17 protein-coding genes are annotated in these 21926 nt (G+C 65.6%); 12 read left to right on the top strand and 5 right to left on the bottom strand.

What is annotated here, in order from left to right; genetic code table 11:
* Positions 1-10 precede the first annotated feature (10 nt).
* The gene (locus QCE83_RS24840; protein WP_309817609.1) at positions 11-568 is read right to left on the bottom strand and encodes an SCO family protein; all 558 of its coding nucleotides are present in this window, start codon (positions 566-568) and stop codon (positions 11-13) included.
* A 506-nt stretch (positions 569-1074) separates the two neighbouring features.
* On the opposite strand from QCE83_RS24840, the gene QCE83_RS24835 reads away from it, so the two are divergent.
* From QCE83_RS24835 to QCE83_RS24815, 5 genes are all read left to right on the top strand, one after another.
* Positions 1075-2739 (top strand): PQQ-binding-like beta-propeller repeat protein, encoded by a 1665-nt coding sequence (locus QCE83_RS24835; RefSeq protein WP_309817607.1) that lies wholly within the window; start codon positions 1075-1077, stop codon positions 2737-2739.
* 72 nt (positions 2740-2811) lie between these two features.
* Complete coding sequence (locus QCE83_RS24830; protein ID WP_309817602.1) at positions 2812-4032, top strand: helix-turn-helix domain-containing protein; 1221 nt, start codon at positions 2812-2814, stop codon at positions 4030-4032.
* A gap of 53 nt (positions 4033-4085) precedes the next feature.
* Positions 4086-4724, top strand: a complete 639-nt coding sequence (locus QCE83_RS24825) for a PQQ-binding-like beta-propeller repeat protein (protein ID WP_309817599.1) — start codon at positions 4086-4088, stop codon at positions 4722-4724.
* Positions 4725-4867: 143 nt separating this feature from the next.
* Positions 4868-6982, top strand: coding sequence for an ATP-binding protein (locus tag QCE83_RS24820; protein WP_309817593.1), 2115 nt, complete (start codon positions 4868-4870; stop codon positions 6980-6982).
* 115 nt (positions 6983-7097) lie between these two features.
* Entirely contained in the window at positions 7098-9377 is a 2280-nt protein-coding gene (locus tag QCE83_RS24815) for an EAL domain-containing protein (protein WP_309817591.1), read from the top strand.
* A 20-nt stretch (positions 9378-9397) separates the two neighbouring features.
* On the opposite strand, the gene QCE83_RS24810 is transcribed toward QCE83_RS24815, so the two are convergent.
* Together QCE83_RS24810 and QCE83_RS24805 are read right to left on the bottom strand one after the other, a co-directional pair.
* Positions 9398-9889 (bottom strand): hypothetical protein, encoded by a 492-nt coding sequence (locus tag QCE83_RS24810; protein ID WP_309817588.1) that lies wholly within the window; start codon positions 9887-9889, stop codon positions 9398-9400.
* The gene (locus QCE83_RS24805; RefSeq protein WP_309817584.1) at positions 9886-11025 is read right to left on the bottom strand and encodes an AAA family ATPase; all 1140 of its coding nucleotides are present in this window, start codon (positions 11023-11025) and stop codon (positions 9886-9888) included. The genes QCE83_RS24810 and QCE83_RS24805 overlap by 4 nt, the downstream gene beginning before the upstream one ends.
* A gap of 203 nt (positions 11026-11228) precedes the next feature.
* Between QCE83_RS24805 and QCE83_RS24800 the strand changes: the two genes are divergently transcribed.
* Positions 11229-12449, top strand: a complete 1221-nt coding sequence (locus QCE83_RS24800; RefSeq protein WP_309817581.1) for an MFS transporter — start codon at positions 11229-11231, stop codon at positions 12447-12449.
* A gap of 8 nt (positions 12450-12457) precedes the next feature.
* On the opposite strand, the gene QCE83_RS24795 is transcribed toward QCE83_RS24800, so the two are convergent.
* A complete protein-coding gene (locus tag QCE83_RS24795; protein ID WP_309817578.1) occupies positions 12458-13405 on the bottom strand; it encodes a LysR family transcriptional regulator in 948 nt (315 codons plus the stop codon).
* A 134-nt stretch (positions 13406-13539) separates the two neighbouring features.
* Here QCE83_RS24795 and QCE83_RS24790 point away from each other — a divergent pair, with 134 nt between their 5' ends.
* Genes QCE83_RS24790 through QCE83_RS24780 form a run of 3 tightly spaced genes read left to right on the top strand, consistent with a single transcriptional unit; the run spans position 13540 to position 17479 of the window.
* Complete coding sequence (locus tag QCE83_RS24790) at positions 13540-14853, top strand: MFS transporter (RefSeq protein ID WP_309817575.1); 1314 nt, start codon at positions 13540-13542, stop codon at positions 14851-14853.
* Between the two features lie 31 nt (positions 14854-14884).
* Positions 14885-16408 (top strand): M81 family metallopeptidase, encoded by a 1524-nt coding sequence (locus QCE83_RS24785; protein WP_309817572.1) that lies wholly within the window; start codon positions 14885-14887, stop codon positions 16406-16408.
* Positions 16409-16447: 39 nt separating this feature from the next.
* On the top strand, positions 16448-17479 hold the full coding sequence (locus tag QCE83_RS24780) for an alpha/beta hydrolase (protein WP_309817569.1): 1032 nt from the start codon (positions 16448-16450) through the stop codon (positions 17477-17479).
* Positions 17480-17497: 18 nt separating this feature from the next.
* Here the strand turns inward: QCE83_RS24780 and cadR are convergent, their stop codons facing one another.
* The gene (gene cadR, locus QCE83_RS24775; RefSeq protein ID WP_309817566.1) at positions 17498-17929 is read right to left on the bottom strand and encodes a Cd(II)/Pb(II)-responsive transcriptional regulator; all 432 of its coding nucleotides are present in this window, start codon (positions 17927-17929) and stop codon (positions 17498-17500) included.
* Positions 17930-18001: 72 nt separating this feature from the next.
* On the opposite strand from cadR, the gene QCE83_RS24770 reads away from it, so the two are divergent.
* The 3 genes from QCE83_RS24770 (at position 18002) to QCE83_RS24760 (ending at position 21926) form a co-directional block, all read left to right on the top strand.
* Positions 18002-20194, top strand: coding sequence for a heavy metal translocating P-type ATPase (locus tag QCE83_RS24770; RefSeq protein ID WP_309817564.1), 2193 nt, complete (start codon positions 18002-18004; stop codon positions 20192-20194).
* 25 nt (positions 20195-20219) lie between these two features.
* On the top strand, positions 20220-20480 hold the full coding sequence (locus QCE83_RS24765) for a DUF4148 domain-containing protein (RefSeq protein WP_309817561.1): 261 nt from the start codon (positions 20220-20222) through the stop codon (positions 20478-20480).
* A 177-nt stretch (positions 20481-20657) separates the two neighbouring features.
* On the top strand, positions 20658-21926 hold the full coding sequence (locus tag QCE83_RS24760) for a TolC family protein (protein WP_309818740.1): 1269 nt from the start codon (positions 20658-20660) through the stop codon (positions 21924-21926).

The raw sequence follows: 21926 nt of genomic DNA, 5'->3' as shown, positions 1-21926 counted from the left end.
AATGAGTCCGTTATGCACGTGCAAGCGCGTTGAGCACGTCGCAGACGTCAGCGACGCGAGGAAGGTCCGCGCTTCGCCAGCGCAGCGTCGCGCCGGCATCGAAGCAATAGACCTGCGTCGAATGGTCCGCGAGGTCGCCGAGAGGCGTCTTGCTGCCCGACAGCGTCACGCGCATCTGGTCCACATCCGCCAGCGCCGGTGTCGCCGCATGCCACGCGGGACCGGCCTGAAAGCGGGCGAGCCAGGCGCGTAACGCAGCGGGTGAATCGGAAAGCGGATCGATTCCAAGCGATAGCAATTGCACGCGGCGAGGCGCCCGGATGCCTGGCAGCCGTTCCTGGACCGCGCTGAAGAGCGCGCCTTGCAGCGGACAGACCGTGCCGCAGCCGGTGTAGACCGTTTGCAGCGCCGTGACGCCGCCGCGTAGCCAGTCGTTCAGACGGCGCTTCGCACCGGTCTGATCGACGAGCCAGACATCGTCGAGACGAACGGGCGGCGTGACGAGCCCCGGGCCGCCGTGTTGCGCATGAGTGAATGAAGGTGTGATGCCCGAGACGAGTGCGGCCATGCTCCACAGCAGGGAGCGTCGGGTCCGCGAGGGAGCACACGCATGTACGCCGGAATCCACTTGATCTCGCACCTTGGCTGACTTTCCGAAGCCGTGCGGGTCGACGGCTTCACGATCCCCGTCGAGAGAACTCGGGGCGGAGGGACTTTCGGAAGACGCAGCCTGATGAGCGCGAGACGTGCTGAAAAGACTCTGGATCGAAGGTTAGCAATCCGCAAAGGAAATAACCGTTCGGTAAGCGAAATGAATGGCTAATTATGTGCACTTGGGCACATTCCAATTTGGCGACTGAACAGTGTGTTGCGGAATCGGAGCACATCACGCGTGCTTGCCTCTTTCGAACCGAACGTTCGGCGAAGCATAAATGCCGGCTTTCGTACACCATCGCGTATCGCGGGGATCGATCAGGACACAAAAACACGGGGCATTACGATTGCTTTGCCAAGACGCCATCGTCGCTCGACGCCGTTTGGTCCGTCCATGCCTTCCGCTGAAGGAGATTGCAAATGAATGCGCGTCTATCCGCTTGTACCGCCGCACTCGGCGCCGTGCTGATCACGGTAATCATCGGCGCGTGCAGCGGGGGTGACTCCGGGGGCGATCCGGCTTCGGCAGCGAAGACGCCGGCCAGCGTTTCAAAAGCGAGCACGAATGCCGCTGCCAGTCCCATGGATGTCCTCACCTGGCACAACGACATTGCACGCACCGGCCAGCAACTCGCCGAGACAGTCCTCACGCCCGCGAACGTTCGTTCCAATACCTTCGGCAAGCTCGCCATTTTCTCCGCCGATGGCGCCGTCGATGCCCAGCCGCTCTTTCTCGCCGGCGTGAAGATCGCGGGCGGCACGCACAACGTGGTGTATGTCGCGAGCGAGAACGCGAGCGTCTATGCCTTCGACGCCGACAGCGGCACGGTGCTCTGGCGCGTCTCGACACTGGGCAGCGGCGAGAACCCGAGCGACGACCATAACTGCAACCAGATCACGCCGCGCATCGGCGTGACGGCGACGCCGGTCATCGACCGCACGCGCGGGCCGAATGGCGCGATCTATGTCGTCGGGATGTCGAAGGATGGCGCGGGCGCTTACCACCAGCGCATCCACGCACTCGACCTCGCGACAGGCGCCGAGTTGTTCAACGGCCCGACGGAGATCCGCGCGACCTATCCCGGCAAAGGCTCGGGCAGCGTAAACGGCACGCTCACGTTCGATCCGGGCCAGTACGTGGAGCGCGCGTCCCTGCTGATGCTGAACGGCGTCATCTATACCGCGTGGACTTCGCATTGCGACTTCCTGCCGTACACCGGCTGGGTCATGGGTTACGACGCCAACACGCTGCAACAGGCGAGCGTGCTGAACGTCACGCCGAACGGCCAGATGGGCGCGATCTGGATGAGCGGCGCGGGACCGGCATCGGACGGAGAGGCCATCTACCTGCTCGATGGAAACGGCACCTTCGATCCCACGCAGAACGAGCACGAGATGCCGATCAACGGCAACCATGGCAACGGCTTCCTGAGGCTCAACCTCTCGCCGCTGCGCGTGCAGGATTATTTCCAGCCGTCGAACACGATGCAGCTGACGAACGAGGATGAAGACCTCGGTTCGGGCGGCGCGATGGTCTTGCCGGATTTTGTCGATGTGAACGGCAACGTGCGTCATCTCGCGGTGGGGGCGGGCAAGAACTCGACCATTTATGTCGTGAACCGTTTCTCGATGGGCAAGTTTGATTCGAACGCGGATCACATCTATCAGGAGCTGGTTGGTCAGATCACCGGTCCGATGTTCGGCGCGCCCGCGTACTTCAACAACACGGTCTATTTCGGCGCGGTCGGCGACAGCATCAAGGCGTTTTCGGTCTCGAACGCTGCGCTGTCGCGGACGCCGACGAGCCAGACCTACTACACCTTCGGCTATCCGGGCGCGACGCCGGCCATTTCGGCGAACGGCACGGGGAACGCCATCCTGTGGGCAGCGGAGAACGGCGGCACGGGCGTCCTGCGCGCGTACGACGCGACCAATCTCGGCAACGCGCTCTACAGCAGCAACGACGCGGGCAGCCGGGACCAGTTCGGCCCCGGCAACAAGTTCATCACGCCGATGATCGCGAACGGCAAGGTGTACGTCGGCACGAAGAGCGGCGTGGCCGTGTTCGGCTTGCTGGGGAAATAGCCGGGTCCGGCACGGTGGTAGATTGGTCGCTGACCTCTACCCTCCGGGAGTGACCCGCGTGCCGGCATCCGCATGGATTCGTTGATCACCGCCGCCGCCCGCGCGCTCGCGGCGGGGGATCCGTTGGGCGCGCTGAACCGCATCGCGTTGCGCGAGGATGCCGGCGCGCTCGCGTTGCGCGGCATCGCGATGGCCCAGCTCGGCGACTTCACCCGCGCGCGCGTGCTGGTCAGGCGCGCGGCACGCGCGTTCGGCGCGAAAGAGGCGCTGGCGCGCTCGCGCTGCATCGTCGCGGAAGCGGAAATCGCGCTGGCGTCGCGCGACCTCGGCTGGCCGGAGAAGACGCTGCATCAGGCCCGCGCCATCCTCGAAGCCCATGGCGACACCGTGAACGCCGCCCACGCGCGTTATCTCGACGTGCGGCGCGCGTTGCTGCTCGGCCAACTCGATGACGCCGGCCAGATGCTCGCCGGCCTGGATCCCGCGGCGCTGCCTGCGGCGCTGCGCGCGGCGCACGAACTATTTGCGGCGGGACTTGCGCTGCGCCGTCTATGCACGTCGGACGCACGCGACGCGCTCGGGCGCGCGCGGGAAGCCGCGAAGCAGGCGGGTATTCCAGCGCTCGCAGCGGAAGTCGAGAGCGCGTGGCGGCTGTTGCGGACGCCGGCGGCGCGCCTCATCGCGCACGACGGCGAGCGGCTCCTGCTGCTCGACGAAGTGGAAGCGCTATTCGCATCGCAGACCTTCGTCGTCGATGCCTGCCGTCTGTGCGTGCGCGAGAGGGGCAGCGCGGTATCGCTGGCGACGCGTCCCGTGCTGTTCACGCTCGTGCGCATGCTCGCCGATGCCTGGCCCGGCGATGTCCCCCGCGATGCGCTGATCGCCCGCGCGTTCCGCCTCCGCGAGGCCGACGAAACGCATCGCGCGCGCTTGCGCGTCGAGATGGGCCGGCTGCGCGCGCTGTTGCGGCCGCATGCGCGCATCGACGCCACGCCGCGCGGTTTCGCGCTGCAGCCGCTGCACGCGCGGGAAGTCGCCGTGCTGGCGTTGCCGGTCGAGGACGAACACGCGCCGCTGCTCGCGCATCTGGCGGACGGCGAGGCGTGGTCGAGCTCCGCGCTGGCGCTTGCGCTGGGCGCGAGCCAGCGCACCGTGCAGCGCGCGCTCGACACGCTCGATGCCGCGGGCAAGGTGCAATCCTTCGGGCGCGGCCGGGCGCGCCGCTGGACCATGCCGCCGATGCCCGGATTCACGACGGTCTTGTTACTCCCTGCGGCGCTGGCGAATGACTAGGATGAAGCCGTCGTCGCTCATTCATTCAATCAATCAATCGGGAGGACATCGACATGAAACGCGCGAAGGCGGAAATCATCCGCGAATACGGGCCGTTTGCCGGCGTCGAAGGCGTGCACGGCGTCACCTGGGACGGCGAGAACGTCTGGTTCGCCGCCGGCGAGACGCTCAACGCCTTCGATCCGGCGAGCGGCGAGCCGCGCCGCTCGTTCGACATCGCGGCGCACGCGGGCACCGCGTTCGACGGCAAGCACCTGTTCCAGATTGCCGAGGACCGCATCCAGAAGATCGACCCGAAGACCGGCCGCGTGCTGTCGACGATTCCCGCGCCGGGCAACGACGGCGACTCGGGCCTCGCGTGGGCCGAAGGCACGCTGTGGGTCGGCGAATACAAGGCGCGCAAGATCCATCAGGTCGATCCGCAAGATGGCAAGGTGCTGCGGACCATCGAATCGAATCGTTTTGTCACGGGCGTCACGTGGGTCGGCGGGGAGCTCTGGCACGCGACCTGGGAAGGCGACGAGAGCGAGCTGCGCTGCATCGATCCGCAATCCGGCGAGGTGCTGGAGCGGCTCGACATGCCCGCGGGCGCGGCGGTATCGGGGCTCGAATCGGACGGCGGGGAGCGCTTTTTCTGCGGCGGCGGCCGGACCGGCAAGGTTCGTGCAGTACGCAGGCCGAAGCGCGACTAAAGGGGCGGGTGGGCCGGTTCCTTGCTGGGTAGAGCAAAATGGCGGAAACAGGGTCTCCGGCGCTATGGAAACAGCGGCCGAACCCTTATGCTGTCGGGCGCCGTACTGCGCGCCTGATGTCCCGACCCACAAGGAACCATCGTTTGACCTCGAACACCGCCGATCCCCGCCAGCTCGATTCATGGATTGGGGAATCCGCGCGCGCCATACGCGACTTCGACTGGAGCACCACGCCGCTCGGCCCCATCGACACATGGCCGCAAGTGCTGCGTTCCGCCGTGCAGATCATGCTGCGCAATGCACTGCCGATGGCCGTGCTGTGGGGCGAGGAAGGCACGTTGCTCTACAACGACGCCTATGCGCAGTTTTCCGGCGGACGTCATCCGGAGATCCTCGGCATGCCGATCGAACGCGCCTGGCCCGAGGCGGCGGCGTTCAATCGCAATGTGGTCGAAAGCGGGCTGCGCGGCGAAACGCTGTCCTACCTGGACATCGATTTCGTGCTGCCGCGCGCGGGCCGCGAGGCCCACGTCTGGCTGGACCTGCACTACAGCCCGATCGCCTCCGACGAGGGCATGCCGCTCGGCGTGCTGGCGGTGGTCGTCGAAACCACCGTGCGGGTGACGCTGGAGCGCACGCGCGCCGAGGCCGAAGCGGCGTTCCGCGCGGCCGACGAACGCCTGCAGCTCGCGCTCAACTCGGGCGCCGTGCTCGGCACCTTCGTCTGGGAAATCCAGCACAACCGCGTCAAGGGCGACGAGCGCTTCGCGCGCACCTTCCTATTCTCGCTGGAACAGGTGACGGCCGGCCTGCCGATCGAACGGGCGTTTGACATCATCCATCCCGACGACTACGAGCGCATCACCTCGCTGATCGCGCGGACGGTGCGCGAGAACACGTCGTATCGGGCCGAATACCGGATTCGCACGGCCGAATCCGGCTGGACGTGGATCATGGCCTCGGGCCGCTGCGAATACGACGAAAGCGGCCGGCCGATGCGTTTCCCCGGCGTCATCATCGACATTCACGACCGCAAGGTGGCCGAGGAAAAGCTCAGGGAGCTGACGCACGACCTCGAGGACAAGATCGCGGAGGCGGTGGCGGCGCGCACGGCGGTCGAGGCGCAATTACGCCAGAGCCTGAAGATGGAGGCGCTCGGCGCGATGACGGGCGGCGTCGCGCATGACTTCAACAACACGCTGCAGGCAATCAGCGGGAATTTGCAACTGCTGCAATATCTGCCGCCCACCGACAAGCGCGTGCCCGAGCGCCTGCAGGCCGCGATGGACGCGGTGCAGCGCGGCGCGAAGCTCGCCTCGCAACTGCTGTCCTTCGCGCGGCGGCAGCCGCAATCGCCGGTGGTCATCAATCCGCGCCGGCTCTTCGACGAGCTGCGCGAATTGCTGCAGCACGCGGTGGGCGCGTCCGTGACGATCGGTACGATGATCGTCGAGGAGCCGTGGAATTTCTGCGTCGACCGCAACCAGCTGGAGAACGCGCTGCTGAACCTGGCGATCAACGCCCGCGACGCCATGCGCGGCGACGGCAAGTTCCTGCTCGCGAGTTCGAACGAAGTGCTCGATGCGGCCGCCTGCGAAGGCAAGGAATTGCGGCCGGGCGAGTACGTCAGGCTGTCCGCTTCGGACACCGGGACGGGCATGCCGCCCGAGGTGCTCGAACGCGCCTTCGAACCCTTCTTCACGACCAAGCCGGAAGGACATGGCACGGGACTGGGACTGTCGATGGTGTTCGGTTTCGTCAAGCAGTCCGGTGGACATATCGCGGTGTCGAGCACGGTGGATGTGGGCACCACCGTGGATATCTTCTTTCCGCGCAGCCACGACGACGAAACCGCGACCCCGCGCGCCGATGCGCTGATGACGCAGACCGGCGGCGCGACGGTGCTCGTCGTGGACGACGATGCGTCGGTGTTGTCCTCGACGGTCGCAATCCTGGAGGCGATGCGCTATACCGTGCTGCGCGCGGCCAACGGCGACGCCGCGATGAGCGTGCTCGAAAGCGGCGTGCATGTGGACCTGATCCTCACCGACGTCGTGATGCCGGGCAAGGTGAGTTGCGCGGACCTGGCCGAATGGGCGTTTTCACAGACGCGTCCGGTGCCGGTGATCTACGCATCGGGATATACCCGCGACATGATTTCGCGCGACAGCGTGCTCAGGCCGAACGTGACGCTGCTGAACAAGCCGTATCGGGCGGAGACGCTGGCGCGCGAGATCGCGGCGGCCTTGAATGGCTGAGCATGCCGTAACACTTACCGCGGCGGCTGGCTTCGTTTAGCTCTGCCGCACTAAAGACCCTCGGTACTGCGCCGATAAACAACGATCATACTAATAGCAGAACAGGGTCAACGCGGTGCAGAGAGAACCGACCGACTTTCTCGGAACCATTGGCGAGAACGTTGCCAGCAAGTTGCCGTACCTCGAATACGCGCGCCGTTTCGATGGCCTCGGCCTGGCACCGCTCGGCGTGCTGATTGCCGCCTGCGGCACGTTTTTCGTGCCGATGCCATGGAATATCGCGCTGGCCGCGCTCGTGCTGGCGCTCACGCTGGTCGTGCATCGCATGCAGGCCGCGCACCGGAATATCTTTGTCGCGCGTCAGGTGGCGCACGCGCTGCTCGCCATCGCCGAGGATTGCCTCAAACTGTTGAGCCTCGACGGCCGCATCATGTGCATTTCGGACGTGGGCCGCAATCTTATCGAGGCGGAATGCGCGGATGCGCTGATCGACATCGACTGGCTTGCGCTCTGGGAAGGTCCTGACGCACGAGAGGCCTTCGAACGCGCCAAGGCCGGCGAATCGACCTCGTTCTCCGGCGCGTGCCGCACCATGACCGGCACGCTGAAATGGTGGACTTCGACCTTCGCGCCCGTCTATGGCGAGCATGGCCGCGTGACGGCGGTGCTGTGCAAGTCGCGCGACATCACGGCCGAAAGGAATCTCATCGATGAACTGCGCGGTAACGCGCGCGTGCAGAAGGACATGGAAGATCACGTCGATGCCGTGTTCTGGACCGCCACGCACGACTTCCGCGAACTGCTGCACGTGAGTTCGGCGTTCGAGCGCATGTGGGAAATGCCGATGTCCGCGCTCGAAGCCGACCAGACCTCGTGGTCGCAGCGCGTGCATCCCGATGATATCGCTGCGCTGCGCGATGAAATGCGCAGCGCGGTGCAGACCGGCTCCGCAAAGCAAAGTTATTTCCGGTTGTGCCTGCCGCATGAGCGGACCCGCTGGGTGCGCGCGGATATCTATCCGGTAACCGAGGACGGCGCGGTGTCGCGTGTGGTGAGCGTGTGCGTGGACGCCACCGACGAACGCGAGCGTCTTCAGGAACTGCACCGGCTCGCCAACACGGACAGCCTCACGGGCCTCGCGAACCGCAATGCGATGATGGAAACGCTGGTGGGCCGCTGCGAAGCGGGCACGGCGTTCGCCTATCTGTTCGTGGATATCGACCGCTTCAAGTCGATCAACGATACGGCCGGCCATATTGCCGGCGACGCCGTGTTGCGCACCATCGCGCGGCGTATCCAGGAGGCGCTGCCGGGCGGCGCGGTGGCGGCGCGTCCGGGCGGCGACGAGTTCACGGTGATCCTGCCCGGTCCGTTCGATCAGGAAAGTATCGAGCGCGCATGCCGCAAGCTGGCGGCGGCGTGTCACCGGCCGATCAAGGTCGACTGCAAGAGCGTGACGATGACCTGCTCGATCGGCGTCGCGCTGTATCCGGAACACGGGCGCACGCCTGAAGCGCTGTTCATCAGCGCCGACATGGCGATGTACGCCGCCAAGCGCGCCGGCCGCAACACCTTCCGCGTGTTCGGCGAGCGCGAGAAGGACGACCTGGCGCGCGCGCATCTGGAATCCGAACTGCACGGCGCGATTCGCGACAACCAGTTCGTGCTGCATTACCAGCCGCAATATCGCGTCAAGTCGGGCGCGCTCGTGGGCGTCGAGGCTCTGTTGCGCTGGAATCATCCGTCGCTCGGCATGCTCTCGCCCGGCGCGTTCGTGCCGGTGCTGGAGGAAAGCGCGTTGATCGTCGAAGCGGGGCACTGGGTGATCCGCGAAGCCGTGCAGTCGGCGGCGCGGCTCGCAGGCGCGCTGCCGACCGTGTGTTCCGTGGCGCTGAACGTGTCGCCGAAACAGTTCCGCGATCCGCGTCTCGTGCATGTGCTGCGGCAGGCCATCAGACGCGCGGGCATCGACTCGAGCCGCATCATGCTGGAGATCACCGAGTCCGCGCTGATCGACAATGTGGACGACGCGCAGGAGGTGCTGTCGAAGGTGCGCGAAATGGGCGTGCGCATTGCCATCGACGATTTCGGCACGGGCTATTCGAGTTTGAGTTATCTGGCGCGCTTCCGGCCGGACGTGCTGAAGCTCGACAAGTCTTTCGTCGACAACATCGCCACCGATGCGATGGTGCGCACCGTCGTGGAAGGCGTGATCGACCTTGCGCACAAGCTCGGCGTGACGGTGGTGGCGGAGGGCGTCGAGATGCAGGAACAGCTCGATACCTTGCGCGCCGTTCACTGCGACAAGGTGCAAGGCTATCTGCTCAGCCGGCCGATTCCGCTGGCGGTGCTGATGGAGCAGGCGGGGTCGGTGGAGACGGCGGTGGCGCATTGAAGCGTACGCGAGGCGGACCGCTAGGACTTGTAAAACCCGTGCGTGTAATCGAGAAACACCACGTAGAACGTGTTCGCATCGAAAGCCGCCTGCGTACTCGCGTGGACTTTTCCTGCAAGCGTCTGAGGCACGACGAAACCCGCGAGCCGCACTTCTCCGGAAAGGCGAAATCTTCCCCAGTGAACATCGTGCGGAACATGTTTGGGATGAGTGAAATCACTCCGCGAAGGGAAGGTTCTGTAAATCGCCAAGGTGGAGCTTATGCCGTGCTTCTGCCTCTGCCAGTAGGCCAACGGCTGGTGGCTGAACTGAACGAGCTTGTCGAACAGATCAGCCAGTTGGTCGCGGTTCAGATCCGATAGCGCGCGTCCCGCCTTCTCCTGGCAGCACAAATACGAAAAATTGAATTTGCAGCGAATCGTGAGCGAGTCGGCCTGGGATTCAAGTCCTGTCTCGGGTATGGCGGCCAGATGCGCAATCTTCCTGGCGTTCTCGAACTTCCGAGCTTTCATACTCGCGGCACTCCTCCAACCTTGCCGTCTTCGTAGATCGGTGAGATAGGACGATCATTCCGCAGCAGGTCGCCAGGCACTTCGTCGAGCCTGAACACGAAACTCTCGTTCTCTCGCTTGTTGACGATGAAGGTTCTATATCGCCCCAGCGTGTCCATGATCCGCGTGTCGTGCGATGTGAACAGCAACTGCGCGTTCTTCTTGTTCAGAGCAGGGTCAGTGAACAAGCTCACCAGTTTCGGCAGGATATGGGGATGAAGATGCTGATCGATCTCGTCCACGACCAGAATGCCGCCCGTCGTAAGGGTCGAGAAGTAGTGAGCCAATGTGAGAAAGAGTTGCTTCGTCCCGCTGGACTCTTCAAACGAACTGACGTGGTATTCCCTTCCCTCTATCTCGTGGATGAAGGCAGGGAAGTAGACAGCTTCTCCTTTCTCCCCCTCCCGCTTCAAAAGATCAATTCTCGACACGCCTGTATCGCACGACTTGATGAACTCTTCAACAAAGCGATGCGCGTTTGGACTCTCGGAAAGCAGGCGGGACATCTCGTTCATGTCGAAGACGGGCGCGTGCAATCCTCCATAACTCACATTGGTGTAGACGTTGACGAAGAACTGATGAACGTCCTTCAAAATCTCGAGTTGATACTGGTTGGCCATCGAGATCGTTGAAACATTGCTTCTCAGCTTGAGCGAGTTGAGCGAACTGAACTCTTTTGTGGTCCTCGCAATCTGGTTCCCCACCCGCTCGAATACCAAGGTGCGCTTCGTGCGTGTGCGATACAAGGTCTCGCGCACGACTTCTCTTTCAGTGACCTCGATCTCGTAGACATACGTGACGGAACCGATGCTGAACTCCAGGAAGAATTCGCTGGCTTCGGCGCTTCCGCCATACGACTCTATCGGCATGGCCGCGTCAGGCTTCCAGTCGAAGGATTCCGCAGCGAACCATCTCAGGAAGTTCAAAGCCTTGAGAAGATGCGTCTTGCCTGCGGCGTTCGCACCGCTGAAACCCGCAATCGTTGCAGCCGGCAGGGAGCCGCTGATGTCTTCCGGCGTGTTCCCGTCAAACCGGAGATCCACTACGGCTCCTTCCTTGAACGAGAAGAAATTCTTGACGCCGTATTCGAGTAGCAAATTGGATCTCCGGGAGGAACGCAAAATTCGTGGTTTCCGTCCGATTTGACGGAATACGCCATTTTAACTTCATTTCTCTTTCGCCGGTAAGCAGGAACCCCGGAAACCGCCTCCTAACCCCCCGAATCACACCGCAAGCCCCGGAGTGCCCCCGCGCGCCTCACCCGCGACCATGGGCCATCCTTTCCCTCCGGAGCCCGTCCATGCCGTTCCCCGCCGCCTTCCAGCGCCTTGCCTGGTCCAACCTCCTTGCGCAGTCCGCCGAGCAGATCGGCCTCGCGGCGACGCCGCTCGTCGCCGTGTTCGCGCTCGGCGCTTCGGCAACCGACACCGGCCTGCTGCAAAGCGCCCAGACGCTGCCGTTCCTGCTGCTGTCGATCCCGCTCGGCGTCATCGCCGACCGCCGCTCGCGCCGCACGCTCATGACCTGCGCCGAATGCGCCCGCGCGCTCGCCATGCTGTCCGTCCTGCTGCTCGTGCAGGCGCACGCGCTGACGCTGCCCTTGCTCGCGTTGCTCGGCTTTCTCGGCGCGACCGGCACCGTCGCCTACAACGTCGCCGCGCCCGCCCTCGTGCCCGCGCTCGTCGAACGCACCGTGCTGGCCGCCGCGAACGGACGCATCGAACTCGCGCGCAGCGTCGCCTATTCGGCGGGGCCGGCGCTCGGCGGACTGCTCGTCGGATGGACCGGCGCGGGCTGGGCCTACGGCTGCGCGGCCGGCCTTTCGGCCTGCGCGGCGCTGTTGCTCGCACGCTTGCTCGAACCGCCGCGCCAGCACGCCGCCAAAAGGCATTTCTTCGCCGAACTGCGCGAAGGCGCGAGCTTCGTCGCGCGCGATGCGCTGCTGCGTCCGATGCTCGCCACCGCCGTGTTCTTCAATCTCGGCTTCTTCATCGTGCAGGCGGTGTATGTGCCGTACGCGGCGCAGCATCTGCGCCTCGATGCATCGGCGATCGGCATGACGCTCGCGGCTTATGGCATCGGCATGGTGTGCGGCGCGCTGGCGGCGCCGGCGGTGGCGCGCCGCATCACCTTCGGACGCATGCTGATGGTCGGGCCGCTGTGCGGACTGGCCGCTTCGCTGATGCTGGTCGCGACGCTCGCCGCGCCGTCGTTCTGGCTGGCGGCCGCGAGTTTCTTCCTGCTGGGCGCGGGCCCGATCCTGTGGACCGTCGGCTCCACGACACTGCGCCAGGCCATCACGCCCGCCTCGATGCTGAGCCGCGTCTCCGCGCTCAACAGCACGGCGACCTACGGCGCCCGTCCGCTCGGCGCGCTGCTGGGCGCGGCGATCAGCGCGCGTCTCGGCATCGGCCCGTGTCTTGCAGCGGCGGCCGTGTGCTTCGTCGTGCAGGCGGCGATCATTGCGGCGTCGCGGGCGGCGCGGCTGGATGGCGTGCCGGAAGGCGCACGGGGCGCGTGAAGCACGCGTCACCGCTTCGTCTTGCGACGCGGCTTACTGCTGGCAAGCTCGCCGAACATCGGCATCCGTTCGAGGATCGATTCGAGCAACGCCTGCGGTCCTGCCGCGAGCGGCCGGCCGGTCTTCGCCAGCACGCGCGCCTGCGCGCTCTCGAACAATGGATGCGCGACCGGCACGATGGTCAGCTCGCCGCTCGCCAGCTCTCGATACGCGGCAAACTCGCCGATCAGCGTCATGAACTGCTCCGCCGCGACGAGCCGCTTCAGCGCGCTGAGCGAATTGGTCGTGACGGCGGGTCGAATGGACAGACCGTCCGTCGTTTCGAGCATCTTCACCACATGCCCGATGCCGAAGCTCGGCGGCATCAGCGCGAGCGGGTAATCGAGCAGATCGTGAATCTGCGCCGCGCCTCCGCGCCGCGCCAGCGGATGATCGCGCCGCATCAGCAGCACGACCGGCTGCGCGCAGCTCGCGCGAATCTCGATCCGCTCGTGCGGCGGCGGATTGTAGGCGAGCCCGATATGCGCGCGGCTTTGCGCGACTTCGTCGAGCAGGTCGTCGACGGCGAGCATCTGCACGTCGATCTCGAGGCGCGGATAGCGCGCGCAGAACGGCGCGAGCACGTCATCGACGAGCGTATCGACATAGCCTTCGCTCACCGCCAGCCGGATCTGCCCTTGCTGCAAGCCCTTGAGCGCGTGCAGCTGGTCTTCGAGCCGCTCCTGCTGCGACCGATACCCCCGCCAGAACTCCAGCAGATGAAACGCCGCTTCGGTGGGCCGCACACCGCGCGCCTCGCGTTCGAACAGCGTGGTATCGAGTTCGTCTTCGAGCAGCTTGATCTGCCGCGCGATCACCGACGGCGACGTGTTCAGATGGTCCGCCGCCCCGCGCATCGTGCCGTGCGACAGCACTTCATGAAAGTAACGCAGGCGTTGCTGATTGATCTCACGCATCTCGAAGGCTCCGGGACGAAAAATGGAGTGTTGCTCACAGAGCAACGATACGTGAACTTGGTTGCTCTTGCTGGCACAGTCGAACGCGCTCACCATGGTTTCACCCGGAGAGGGAAGACCACCAGGAGACGCGCATGTCGACGATTCAACTCCAGCAGGGCGGCGCTGCCGTCCAGGCGCTCTACAGCAGGATCAACCGGCGGCTGTTGCCGCTGCTCATCGCGTGCTATCTGTTCGCGTATCTGGACCGCGTGAACGTCGGTTTCGCGAAGCTCCAGATGCAAAGCGATCTCGGCTTCTCCGATGCGGCATACGGCGTCGGCGCGGGCATCTTCTTCATTGGCTACGTGCTCTTCGAGATTCCCAGCAACCTGATGCTGCCGAAGATCGGCGCACGTCTCACCTTCAGCCGCATTCTCGTGTTGTGGGGCATCACGTCGGCCTGCATGCTGTTCGTGCGCAACGTGCCCGCGTTCTACGCGATGCGCTTCCTGCTCGGCGTCTTCGAAGCGGGCTTCGCGCCCGGCATGATCTATTACCTCTCGTGCTGGTACGGACCGAAGCGCATGGCGCGCGCCATCGCGCTCGTGTTCGTCGCGGGGCCGCTGGGCGGGGTGGTCGGCGGGCCGTTGTCGGCGTGGCTGATGACCTCGCTCGCGGGCGTCGGCGGGCTGACCGGCTGGCAGTGGATGTTTCTCGTCGAAGGGCTGCCGTGCATCGCACTCGGCGCGCTGGTGTGGTTCACGCTCGCCAACGGTCCCGCCGAAGCACGCTGGCTCTCGCGCGACGAGCAGCGTCTCGTCGAGGCCGAGGTCGGGGCGCATGGCGGCGGGTCCCACCGGATCGCATCGTTTCGCGAGATCGCCCGGAACCCGCGCATCCTCGTGCTGGCGCTCGCCTACTTCTGCATCATCTTTCCGATCTACGCCATCAGCTTCTGGCTGCCCACGCTGCTGAAGGAGCAGGGCGCGCACGACACCTTGAAGCTCGGCTGGTATGTCGCGATTCCCTACGTGGCCGCCGCCGTGGCCATGTACGGCGCGGGCCGCCGGTCGGACGCGCTCGGCGAGCGGCGCTATCACAGCGCGCTGCCGGCGGTTGCCGCAGCCGCATTGCTCGTGATGACGCCGTATGCCTCCGGCAGCCTCGCCGCGACGCTCGTCCTGCTCACGCTTGCCACCGCCTGCATGTGGATGGCGTACACGGTGTTCTGGGCCATTCCTTCCGAAGTCCTCTCCGGCTCCGCAGCGGCAGGCGGCATCGCGCTGATCAACACCATTGGTTTGTCGGGCGGGTTCTGGGGACCAGCGGTGTTCGGCTGGCTCAAGTCCGCCACCGGCAGCACGAACGGCGGCCTGTATGCAATGGCCGGCATGGCCGCGCTCGCCTGCGTGCTGATTCTGGCGAACCGCTGCACCGTGGCCGTCGCGAAGACGCGCGCGGCCTGACACCTCTCATCGAAGACAAAGGATGACCATCATGGAGATCCTGATCGCCGGATTCCAGCACGAAACCAACACCTTTGCGCCGACCCGGGCCAGCTACCAGAGCTTCATCCAGGGCGAAGGCTTTCCGCCGATGGCCCACGGCGCCGACGTGCTGAAGCTGCGCGACGTGAACGTGCCGATCGGCGGCTTCATCCAGTGGGCCGAAGCGCAAGGGCACGCGTTGCTGCCGGTGATCTGGGCCGGGGCGAGCGCATCGGCGCATGTGACGGAAGACGCGTACGAGCGCATTGCGGGCGTGATCGTCGAGCACGTGCGCGCAGGCGGCTTCGATGCGATCTACCTCGACCTGCACGGCGCCATGGTCGCCGAGCATCTCGACGACGGCGAAGGCGAGTTGCTGGCGCGCGTGCGGCGGATCGTCGGTGACGACATGCCGCTCGTCGTCTCCCTCGATCTGCATGCGAACGTCACGGCACGCATGGTCGAACTCGCCGATGCGCTGGTCGCGTATCGCACCTATCCGCACGTCGACATGGCGGAAACCGGTCTGCGCGCGGGTCATCTGCTCGCACAGCGCATCGCGCATGGCAAACCGCTGGCGCGCGCCGTGCGCCGGGTGCCGTTCCTGATTCCGGTGAACGGCATGTGTACGCTCGTCGAACCCGCGCGCGGCATGTACGGCGCACTGGCGATGCTGGAGCGCGAGGCTGTGTCGCTGTCGTTCGCGCCGGGATTTCCGGCATCGGACTTCGAGGAATGCGGGCCGGTGATCTGGGGCTATGCGGTCGAACAGGAAACGGCGGACCGCGTGGTGGACGCGCTGTACACGCAACTCGTCGACGATGAAGCGCGCTGGGACGTGCCCTTCCTGTCGCCCGACGAAGCGGCGCGCGAGGCAATCGAAACAAGCGCAGCAAGCGAAGCAAGCGACACGGCGCAAGGTCCGGTGATCATCGCGGACACGCAGGACAATCCGGGCGTGGGCGGCGATTCGAACACCATGGGCATGGTCCGCGCGCTGCTGCGTAACGGCGCGCGCGAGGCGGCCGTCGGCGTCATCTGGGACGAGCATGCGGCCCGTGCGGCGCATCGGGCGGGTGTCGGCGCGCACATCCGGCTGGCGCTGGGCGGCGGTTCGAACGTGCCGGGCGATTCGCCGCTCGAAGGCGAGTTCGAAGTCGAACATCTTTCCGATGGCCGCTTCCGTTTCGACGGCCCGATGCTCAACGGCATGAGCGGCGAACTCGGTCCCACGGCGTGTCTGCGTATCGAAGGCGTGCGCATTGCCGTCAGCAGCATCAAGATGCAGGTCTTCGACCGCAATCTGTTTCGCGTCGCGGGTATCGAACCCGAGCGCATGAAGATTCTGGTCAACAAGAGCTCAGTGCATTTTCGTGCGGACTTCGAGCCGATTGCATCGCGCATACTGGTCGCGAAAGCACCGGGCCCGATGGCCGCCGATCCCGCCGATCTGCCCTGGCGCCATCTCGCCGCCCACATGCGCGTGCGGCCGATGGGCCCGACGCTCGCCGAGCTGCGTGCGTCGGCCGCGTGACGGCTACGTTTTAAAACAGTGAAACAGGAGAACCGCATCATGACGGACATCATCGACACGTCGCGCCGCCGCCTGCTTGGCGCCACGCTGGCGACTGCCGGTATCGGCCTGCTGCAAGCGGGCTTCGGCAACCTGGCGCAGGCCCAGACCCGCCCCGTGACACCGGCCGGCTTCGGCACGCTTCGGCAGATCAACGCGGGCACGCTAAATATCGGCTATGCGGAAGCAGGCCCCGCCAATGGCCCCGTCGTCATCCTGCTGCATGGCTGGCCGTACGACATCCACAGCTTCGTCGAAGTCACGCCGTTGCTCGTGGCGCAGGGCTATCGCGTGATCGTGCCGTATCTGCGCGGCTACGGCACGACCCGTTTCCTGTCCGCCGATACCCCGCGCAACGGACAACAGGCAGTGGTCGCGGTGGACATCATCGCGCTGATGGATGCGCTCAAGATCAGGCAGGCCGTGTTCGGCGCGTTCGACTGGGGCGCGCGCACCGCGAACATCATCGCGGCGGAATGGCCCGAGCGCGTGAAGGCGATGGTGTCGGTGAGCGGCTATCTGATCGGCAGCCAGCAGGGCAATCGCGCGCCGCTGCCGCCGAAGGCCGAGTTCGCGTGGTGGTATCAGTTCTATTTCGCGACGGAGCGCGGCCAGGCCGGCTACGAAGCGAATCGCCACGACTTCAACAAGCTCATCTGGCAACTGGCATCGCCGCAATGGCGCTTCGATGACGCCACCTATGAGCGTTCAGCGCAGTCATTCGCGAATCCGGATCATGTGGCGGTGGTGATTCACAACTATCGCTGGCGTCTCGGGCTCGTGCAGGGCGAGCCGCAGTACGACGCACTCGAACAGCGCCTGGCCGCCGCGCCCACCATCAACGTGCCGACGATCACCATGGAAGGCGATGCCAACGGCGCGCCGCATCCGGACCCTTCGGTCTACGCGAAGAGATTCACGGGCCCGTACCAGCACCGGAACGTGACGGGCGGCATCGGGCATAACCTGCCGCAGGAAGCGCCGCGCGATTTCGCGGATGCGATCGTCGCCGCTGACCGCATGAAGGCCTGATCCCGCCAATGCAAACCGCTAGCCGAGATGCGACTTCTTCGTCTTCCGGCTGGCGGCCTCTTTCGATGTCAGCTCGTGCATGATGCCGCAGTCATCCACCAGTTGTTCGCCCTGGCACTTCTCGCGCAATGCGAGCAGCCGCGTTTGCAAACCGATCAGTTCATCGATGCGTTCAGCCACATGATGAATGTGCTCATCGACAAGTGAATTGATTGGCTGGCAACTATCTGCCGTTTCATCGATGGCGCGCAGCAGCGCACGCACTTCATCGTGCGTCATGTCCAGTTCGCGGCAGTTGCGGATGAGGCGCAGGCGTTCGACGTGGCTTGCGTTGTACGTGCGGTAATTCGCTTCAGTGCGTTCCGCGTGCTGAAGCAAACCTTCCCTCTCATAAAAACGAATCGTGTCCGGTGTGCATTTCGCGATGCGCGCCAATTCGCCTATCTTCATGTGCTGATCCTTCTTGACTCTTGAGCGGCTCCAAGGTTTCTACTTGGCGCTTGATCGAGTAAGGACGTCAGTATGTTACGGCCAGAAGATATCGGCAACACGCGCCTCGGTTCACGCAGCGCGATGCAGGGCGCCCGGCCGGCTGAAGCAGGCGTGTCCGGCATCCGGAGCCGCGGCGCCGCACGCACGCAGATCCACATCGAACAGATGGAGTGCGTCGCCGAGGAAGCGCTGATCCGCAAGAAGCTGGGCGGCATGCGCGACGTCACGTCGATGAAGTTCGACCTGCTGCGCCGCATGCTGATCATCGAACACGAAGTCGAAGCACTCGGGCCGATTCTTGCCGGTCTGCGCTCGCTCGGCTTCGATCCGCGGCTCGTGCCGGAACCCGGCGCGGCGGATCGCGTGTCCATCTGCCTGCTCGGCTGCGCGTGCGCTGTCGCGATGGCGTCGCAGGCCGCAAGCTGGTTCGACGCGCAGACGAGCACCATCGTCGTGCTTGCGCTCAGCGCCGTGGCGGCCTCCGGCCTGGCGATGTATCGCGCGGGTCTCCTCGCGCTGTGTCGCGGCCACCTCACGATCGACGCGCTGGTGGGCATCGCCGTCACGGCCGCGCTGCTGATCGGCGAATGGCCGGAAGCGGCCATGATCTCGGTGTGCTTCGCGATCGCCGAATGGGTCGAGAAGAATTCGCTGCGGCGCGCGCGCAATGCGACCGCCGCGCTGCTGAAGTCGCTGCCGGCGAAGGCGGCCGTCCTGCAAGCCGATGGCGCTTGGAGCGAGCGCGCGGTGGATGGCATCGCCGCGGGCGAGATCGTGCGCGTCAAGGCGGGCGAGTGCATTCCGTTCGACGGCGAAGTCGTCAGGGGCCGCTCCACGGTGAACCAGTCGCCGATCACGGGCGCGAGCCGGCCGGTCGCCAAGGGCAAGGGCGACGCGGTGTTCGCGGGCACGCTCAACGAGACCGGCACGCTCGACATGCTCGTGACCGGCGGCATCAACGACTCGACGCTCGCCCGCATCGTTCATGCGATCGAGGAAGCGCAGATGGTGCAGGCGCCGACGCAGCGTCTGCTCGAACGAGTCGTGCGTACGTGGCTGCCGGCCGTGCTGCTCGGCGCGCTCGGGCTGGCGTTGCTGCCGCCGCTGGCGCTGGACGGCGGATGGTTCGCCTCGGTTCATCGGGCGCTCGTGCTGCTGGTGATCGCGTGTCCCTGCGCACTCGTGATTTCGACACCCGTGACGATCGTCAGCGGACTCGCCCGCGCCGCGCGCCACGGCATCGTGGTGAAGGGCGGCGTGTTCCTCGAGCGCGGCCGGCGCCTGCGCTGGCTCGCGCTCGACAAGTCGGGCACGCTCACGTTCGGCATGCCGGTGCAGACCGCCTTCGAACTGCTCGACGCGCGCTTCGAGCAAAGCATCGTGCGCGCGTTCGCGGCCAGCCTGGCGGGACGCTCGCCGCATCCCGCCTCGCGCGCCATCGCGCAGGCTGCAAGGAACGAACACATTCCGCGCTTCGCGGTGAGCCGCTTTGGCTCGGTGCGGGGGCGCGGCGTGTTCGGCTTCATCGGCGGACGACGTTACTGGCTCGGCAACCTGCGTCTGATGGCGGAGATCGGCCACGACGCAGACGACCTGCGGCGGCGCGTCGAAGCGCAGGAATGCGCCGCGCGCACCGTCGTGATCTTCGCCAGCGATGCCGGCGTGCTGGCGCTCTTCGCCGTGGCGGACACGCTCAGGCCAATGAGCCGCGACGCCGTGGCCCGGCTGCGCGCCATCGGCGTGCGCACGGCGGTGCTGACGGGCGACAACCCGCACCTCGCGCGCGCGGTCGCGAAGCAGGCCGGCATCGATCGCGCCCAGGGCGATCTCCTGCCGGAAGACAAGCTGCGTGTCATCGATACGCTCGGGCGCGCTGCGCCGGTCGGCATGGTCGGCGACGGCATCAAGGACGCGCCGGCGTTCGCGCGCGCGGACATCACGTTCGCGATGAACGCGATGGACACCGACGCCGCCTTCGACACCGCCGACGTCGCGCTCATGGACGACGACCTGTGCAAGCTTCCGGCGTTCATCCGCTTGTCGAAGGCGATGCACGCCACGCTGCTGCAGAACATCGCGATTGCGGTGGGGATCAAGGTGGCGTGCATCGGGCTGACGCTGGGAGGACATGGGTCGATGTGGCTGGCCGTCTTCGCCGATACGGGCGCGAGCCTGATCGTCATCGCTAACGGGCTGCGGCTGTTGCGCACGCGCCTTCAATAAGAGCCGGAAACCAGGAGGTTCAACCATGAAACACACGATCATCGGGCTGGCGCTGTTGCTGGGCGCGGCGTCCGCGCCGGTTCTTGCGCATGGCGACGGACCCGACGCGGGCAGGACCACGGCGCAGGCCATCGACCCGCTGGAGCAGGCGTGGCGCGACGGCTTTCTGCCGCATCGCGACAGTGAATATCCGCCTACCGCGGCAAGCATTGCGCGCAACAAGCAGCGGCATGCGATCGAACATCCCCAGGATGCCGCGATTGCACCGGCGAAGACGGGCAATTGACAGGCATCGCGGCAAGGACACAACCAGACTGCGCAACGCAAATGACGAAAACATCATCTGACGATCATCCACAGATTGGGTAGTTACCCTAACATTATGTGAAACGTCGAAATGCAGGACTTCCACCGGTCACGCTTCCCCATGCTCAAGCGCACTGCTTCCTTCCTCATTCTCTCGATGGCCCTGTCGCGTGCCGGCGCCGAGCCGCTGCCGGCCGATGCGCCGCTGACGCTCGATGCGCTGCTGGCGTCGGCGGCCGTCGCAAATCCATCGCTGCGTGCCGCGCGCGCGGGCGCCGATGCCACCGAAGGCGCATTCCTCCAGGCAGGCATGCGGCCCAATCCCGATGTGTCGTTTCTCCAGGAAGGCTTCGGACCGTCCGAGCGCACCAGCACCGGCCTCGTGAGCCAGCGCATCGAACTCGGTGGCAAGCGCGGCGCGCGGCTCGACGTCGCGTCGTATGGCCGCGAGGCCGCGCTCGCCCGTCTCGACGCACGCAATGCGGCGCTTCGGGCCCAGGTCATCGATGCGTTCTACGGCCTGCTCGCGGCGCAACGTCAATTGCAGGTGGCGACCGAATCCGCGGACATCGCGCGCCGCACGCTGGATTCCGCGGACAAGCGGGTGCGTGCCGGCAAGATCTCGCCGGTCGAAGCAGGCAAGGCGCGCGTGGCCGAAGCGGGTGCGCAGATCGAATTGCAGCGGGCACGCGCGCAAGCCGCCGTGCAGGCCGACCAGCTCGCGACGATCACCGGCGAGTCCGCGGTGCGCGAGCGTGCCGTCGCGGGCGATATCGAAACCCTGCCGACGCCCGAGCCGCTCACCGAGATGGTCGCGCGAACCGACAGCGCGCCGCTGGTGCGCACCGCGAGGGCGCAGATGCTGCGCTCCGATGCGGCGATCCAGGTGGAACGCGCGCGGCGCCTGCCGGACATCACGGTGAGCGCGGGCATGAAGCACATGGTCACGGGCGGCGTGCCGTTCAATCAGGCGGTGATCGGCGTGTCGATTCCGCTGCCGCTCTTCGATACCAACAAGGGCGCGCTGCTCGAAGCGGCGCATAACGCGGAGCAGGCCGAAGCCGAGTTCGACAACGAGAAGGCGACCTTGCGGCTGCAACTCTCGTCGGCTTATACGAATTTCCAGAACGCCGCCGCCGAAGCGCAACGGCTCAAATCCGAAGTGCTGCCCGCCGCGCGCGACACGCTCGTGGCGATGTCGCGCGGCTTCGACCTTGGCAAGTTCGCGTTCCTCGACGTGCTCGACGCGCAGCGCACGCTGTACCAGGAGCAGTCGCGCTATGTGCAGGCGTTGACGACCGCGCATCTGGCGTACGCAGAACTTGGACGGCTGGAAGGCACGCCGCTGCCGTCGTCCCCGGACTGGTCGACATCTTCCGCATCCTCCGCATCGTCCGGCGCGTCGCCGGTTGCAGTTCTTCCCTGA

It is taken from the genome of Caballeronia sp. LZ034LL, assembly GCF_031451215.1.
GTDB lineage: Bacteria > Pseudomonadota > Gammaproteobacteria > Burkholderiales > Burkholderiaceae > Caballeronia.
Note: the sequence above shows the minus strand (reverse complement) of the source record. Positions and strands in the feature narration are given on the sequence as shown.

Coding starts and splice junctions, on each gene's coding strand:
- cadR (WP_309817566.1), bottom strand. CDS start 17,929: ATGAAGATAGGCGAATTGGCGCGCATCGCGAAATGCACACCGGACACG.
- QCE83_RS24830 (WP_309817602.1), top strand. CDS start 2,812: ATGGATTCGTTGATCACCGCCGCCGCCCGCGCGCTCGCGGCGGGGGAT.
- QCE83_RS24770 (WP_309817564.1), top strand. CDS start 18,002: ATGTTACGGCCAGAAGATATCGGCAACACGCGCCTCGGTTCACGCAGC.
- QCE83_RS24810 (WP_309817588.1), bottom strand. CDS start 9,889: ATGAAAGCTCGGAAGTTCGAGAACGCCAGGAAGATTGCGCATCTGGCC.
- QCE83_RS24825 (WP_309817599.1), top strand. CDS start 4,086: ATGAAACGCGCGAAGGCGGAAATCATCCGCGAATACGGGCCGTTTGCC.
- QCE83_RS24790 (WP_309817575.1), top strand. CDS start 13,540: ATGTCGACGATTCAACTCCAGCAGGGCGGCGCTGCCGTCCAGGCGCTC.
- QCE83_RS24795 (WP_309817578.1), bottom strand. CDS start 13,405: ATGCGTGAGATCAATCAGCAACGCCTGCGTTACTTTCATGAAGTGCTG.
- QCE83_RS24800 (WP_309817581.1), top strand. CDS start 11,229: ATGCCGTTCCCCGCCGCCTTCCAGCGCCTTGCCTGGTCCAACCTCCTT.
- QCE83_RS24835 (WP_309817607.1), top strand. CDS start 1,075: ATGAATGCGCGTCTATCCGCTTGTACCGCCGCACTCGGCGCCGTGCTG.
- QCE83_RS24785 (WP_309817572.1), top strand. CDS start 14,885: ATGGAGATCCTGATCGCCGGATTCCAGCACGAAACCAACACCTTTGCG.
- QCE83_RS24780 (WP_309817569.1), top strand. CDS start 16,448: ATGACGGACATCATCGACACGTCGCGCCGCCGCCTGCTTGGCGCCACG.
- QCE83_RS24765 (WP_309817561.1), top strand. CDS start 20,220: ATGAAACACACGATCATCGGGCTGGCGCTGTTGCTGGGCGCGGCGTCC.
- QCE83_RS24840 (WP_309817609.1), bottom strand. CDS start 568: ATGGCCGCACTCGTCTCGGGCATCACACCTTCATTCACTCATGCGCAA.
- QCE83_RS24760 (WP_309818740.1), top strand. CDS start 20,658: ATGGCCCTGTCGCGTGCCGGCGCCGAGCCGCTGCCGGCCGATGCGCCG.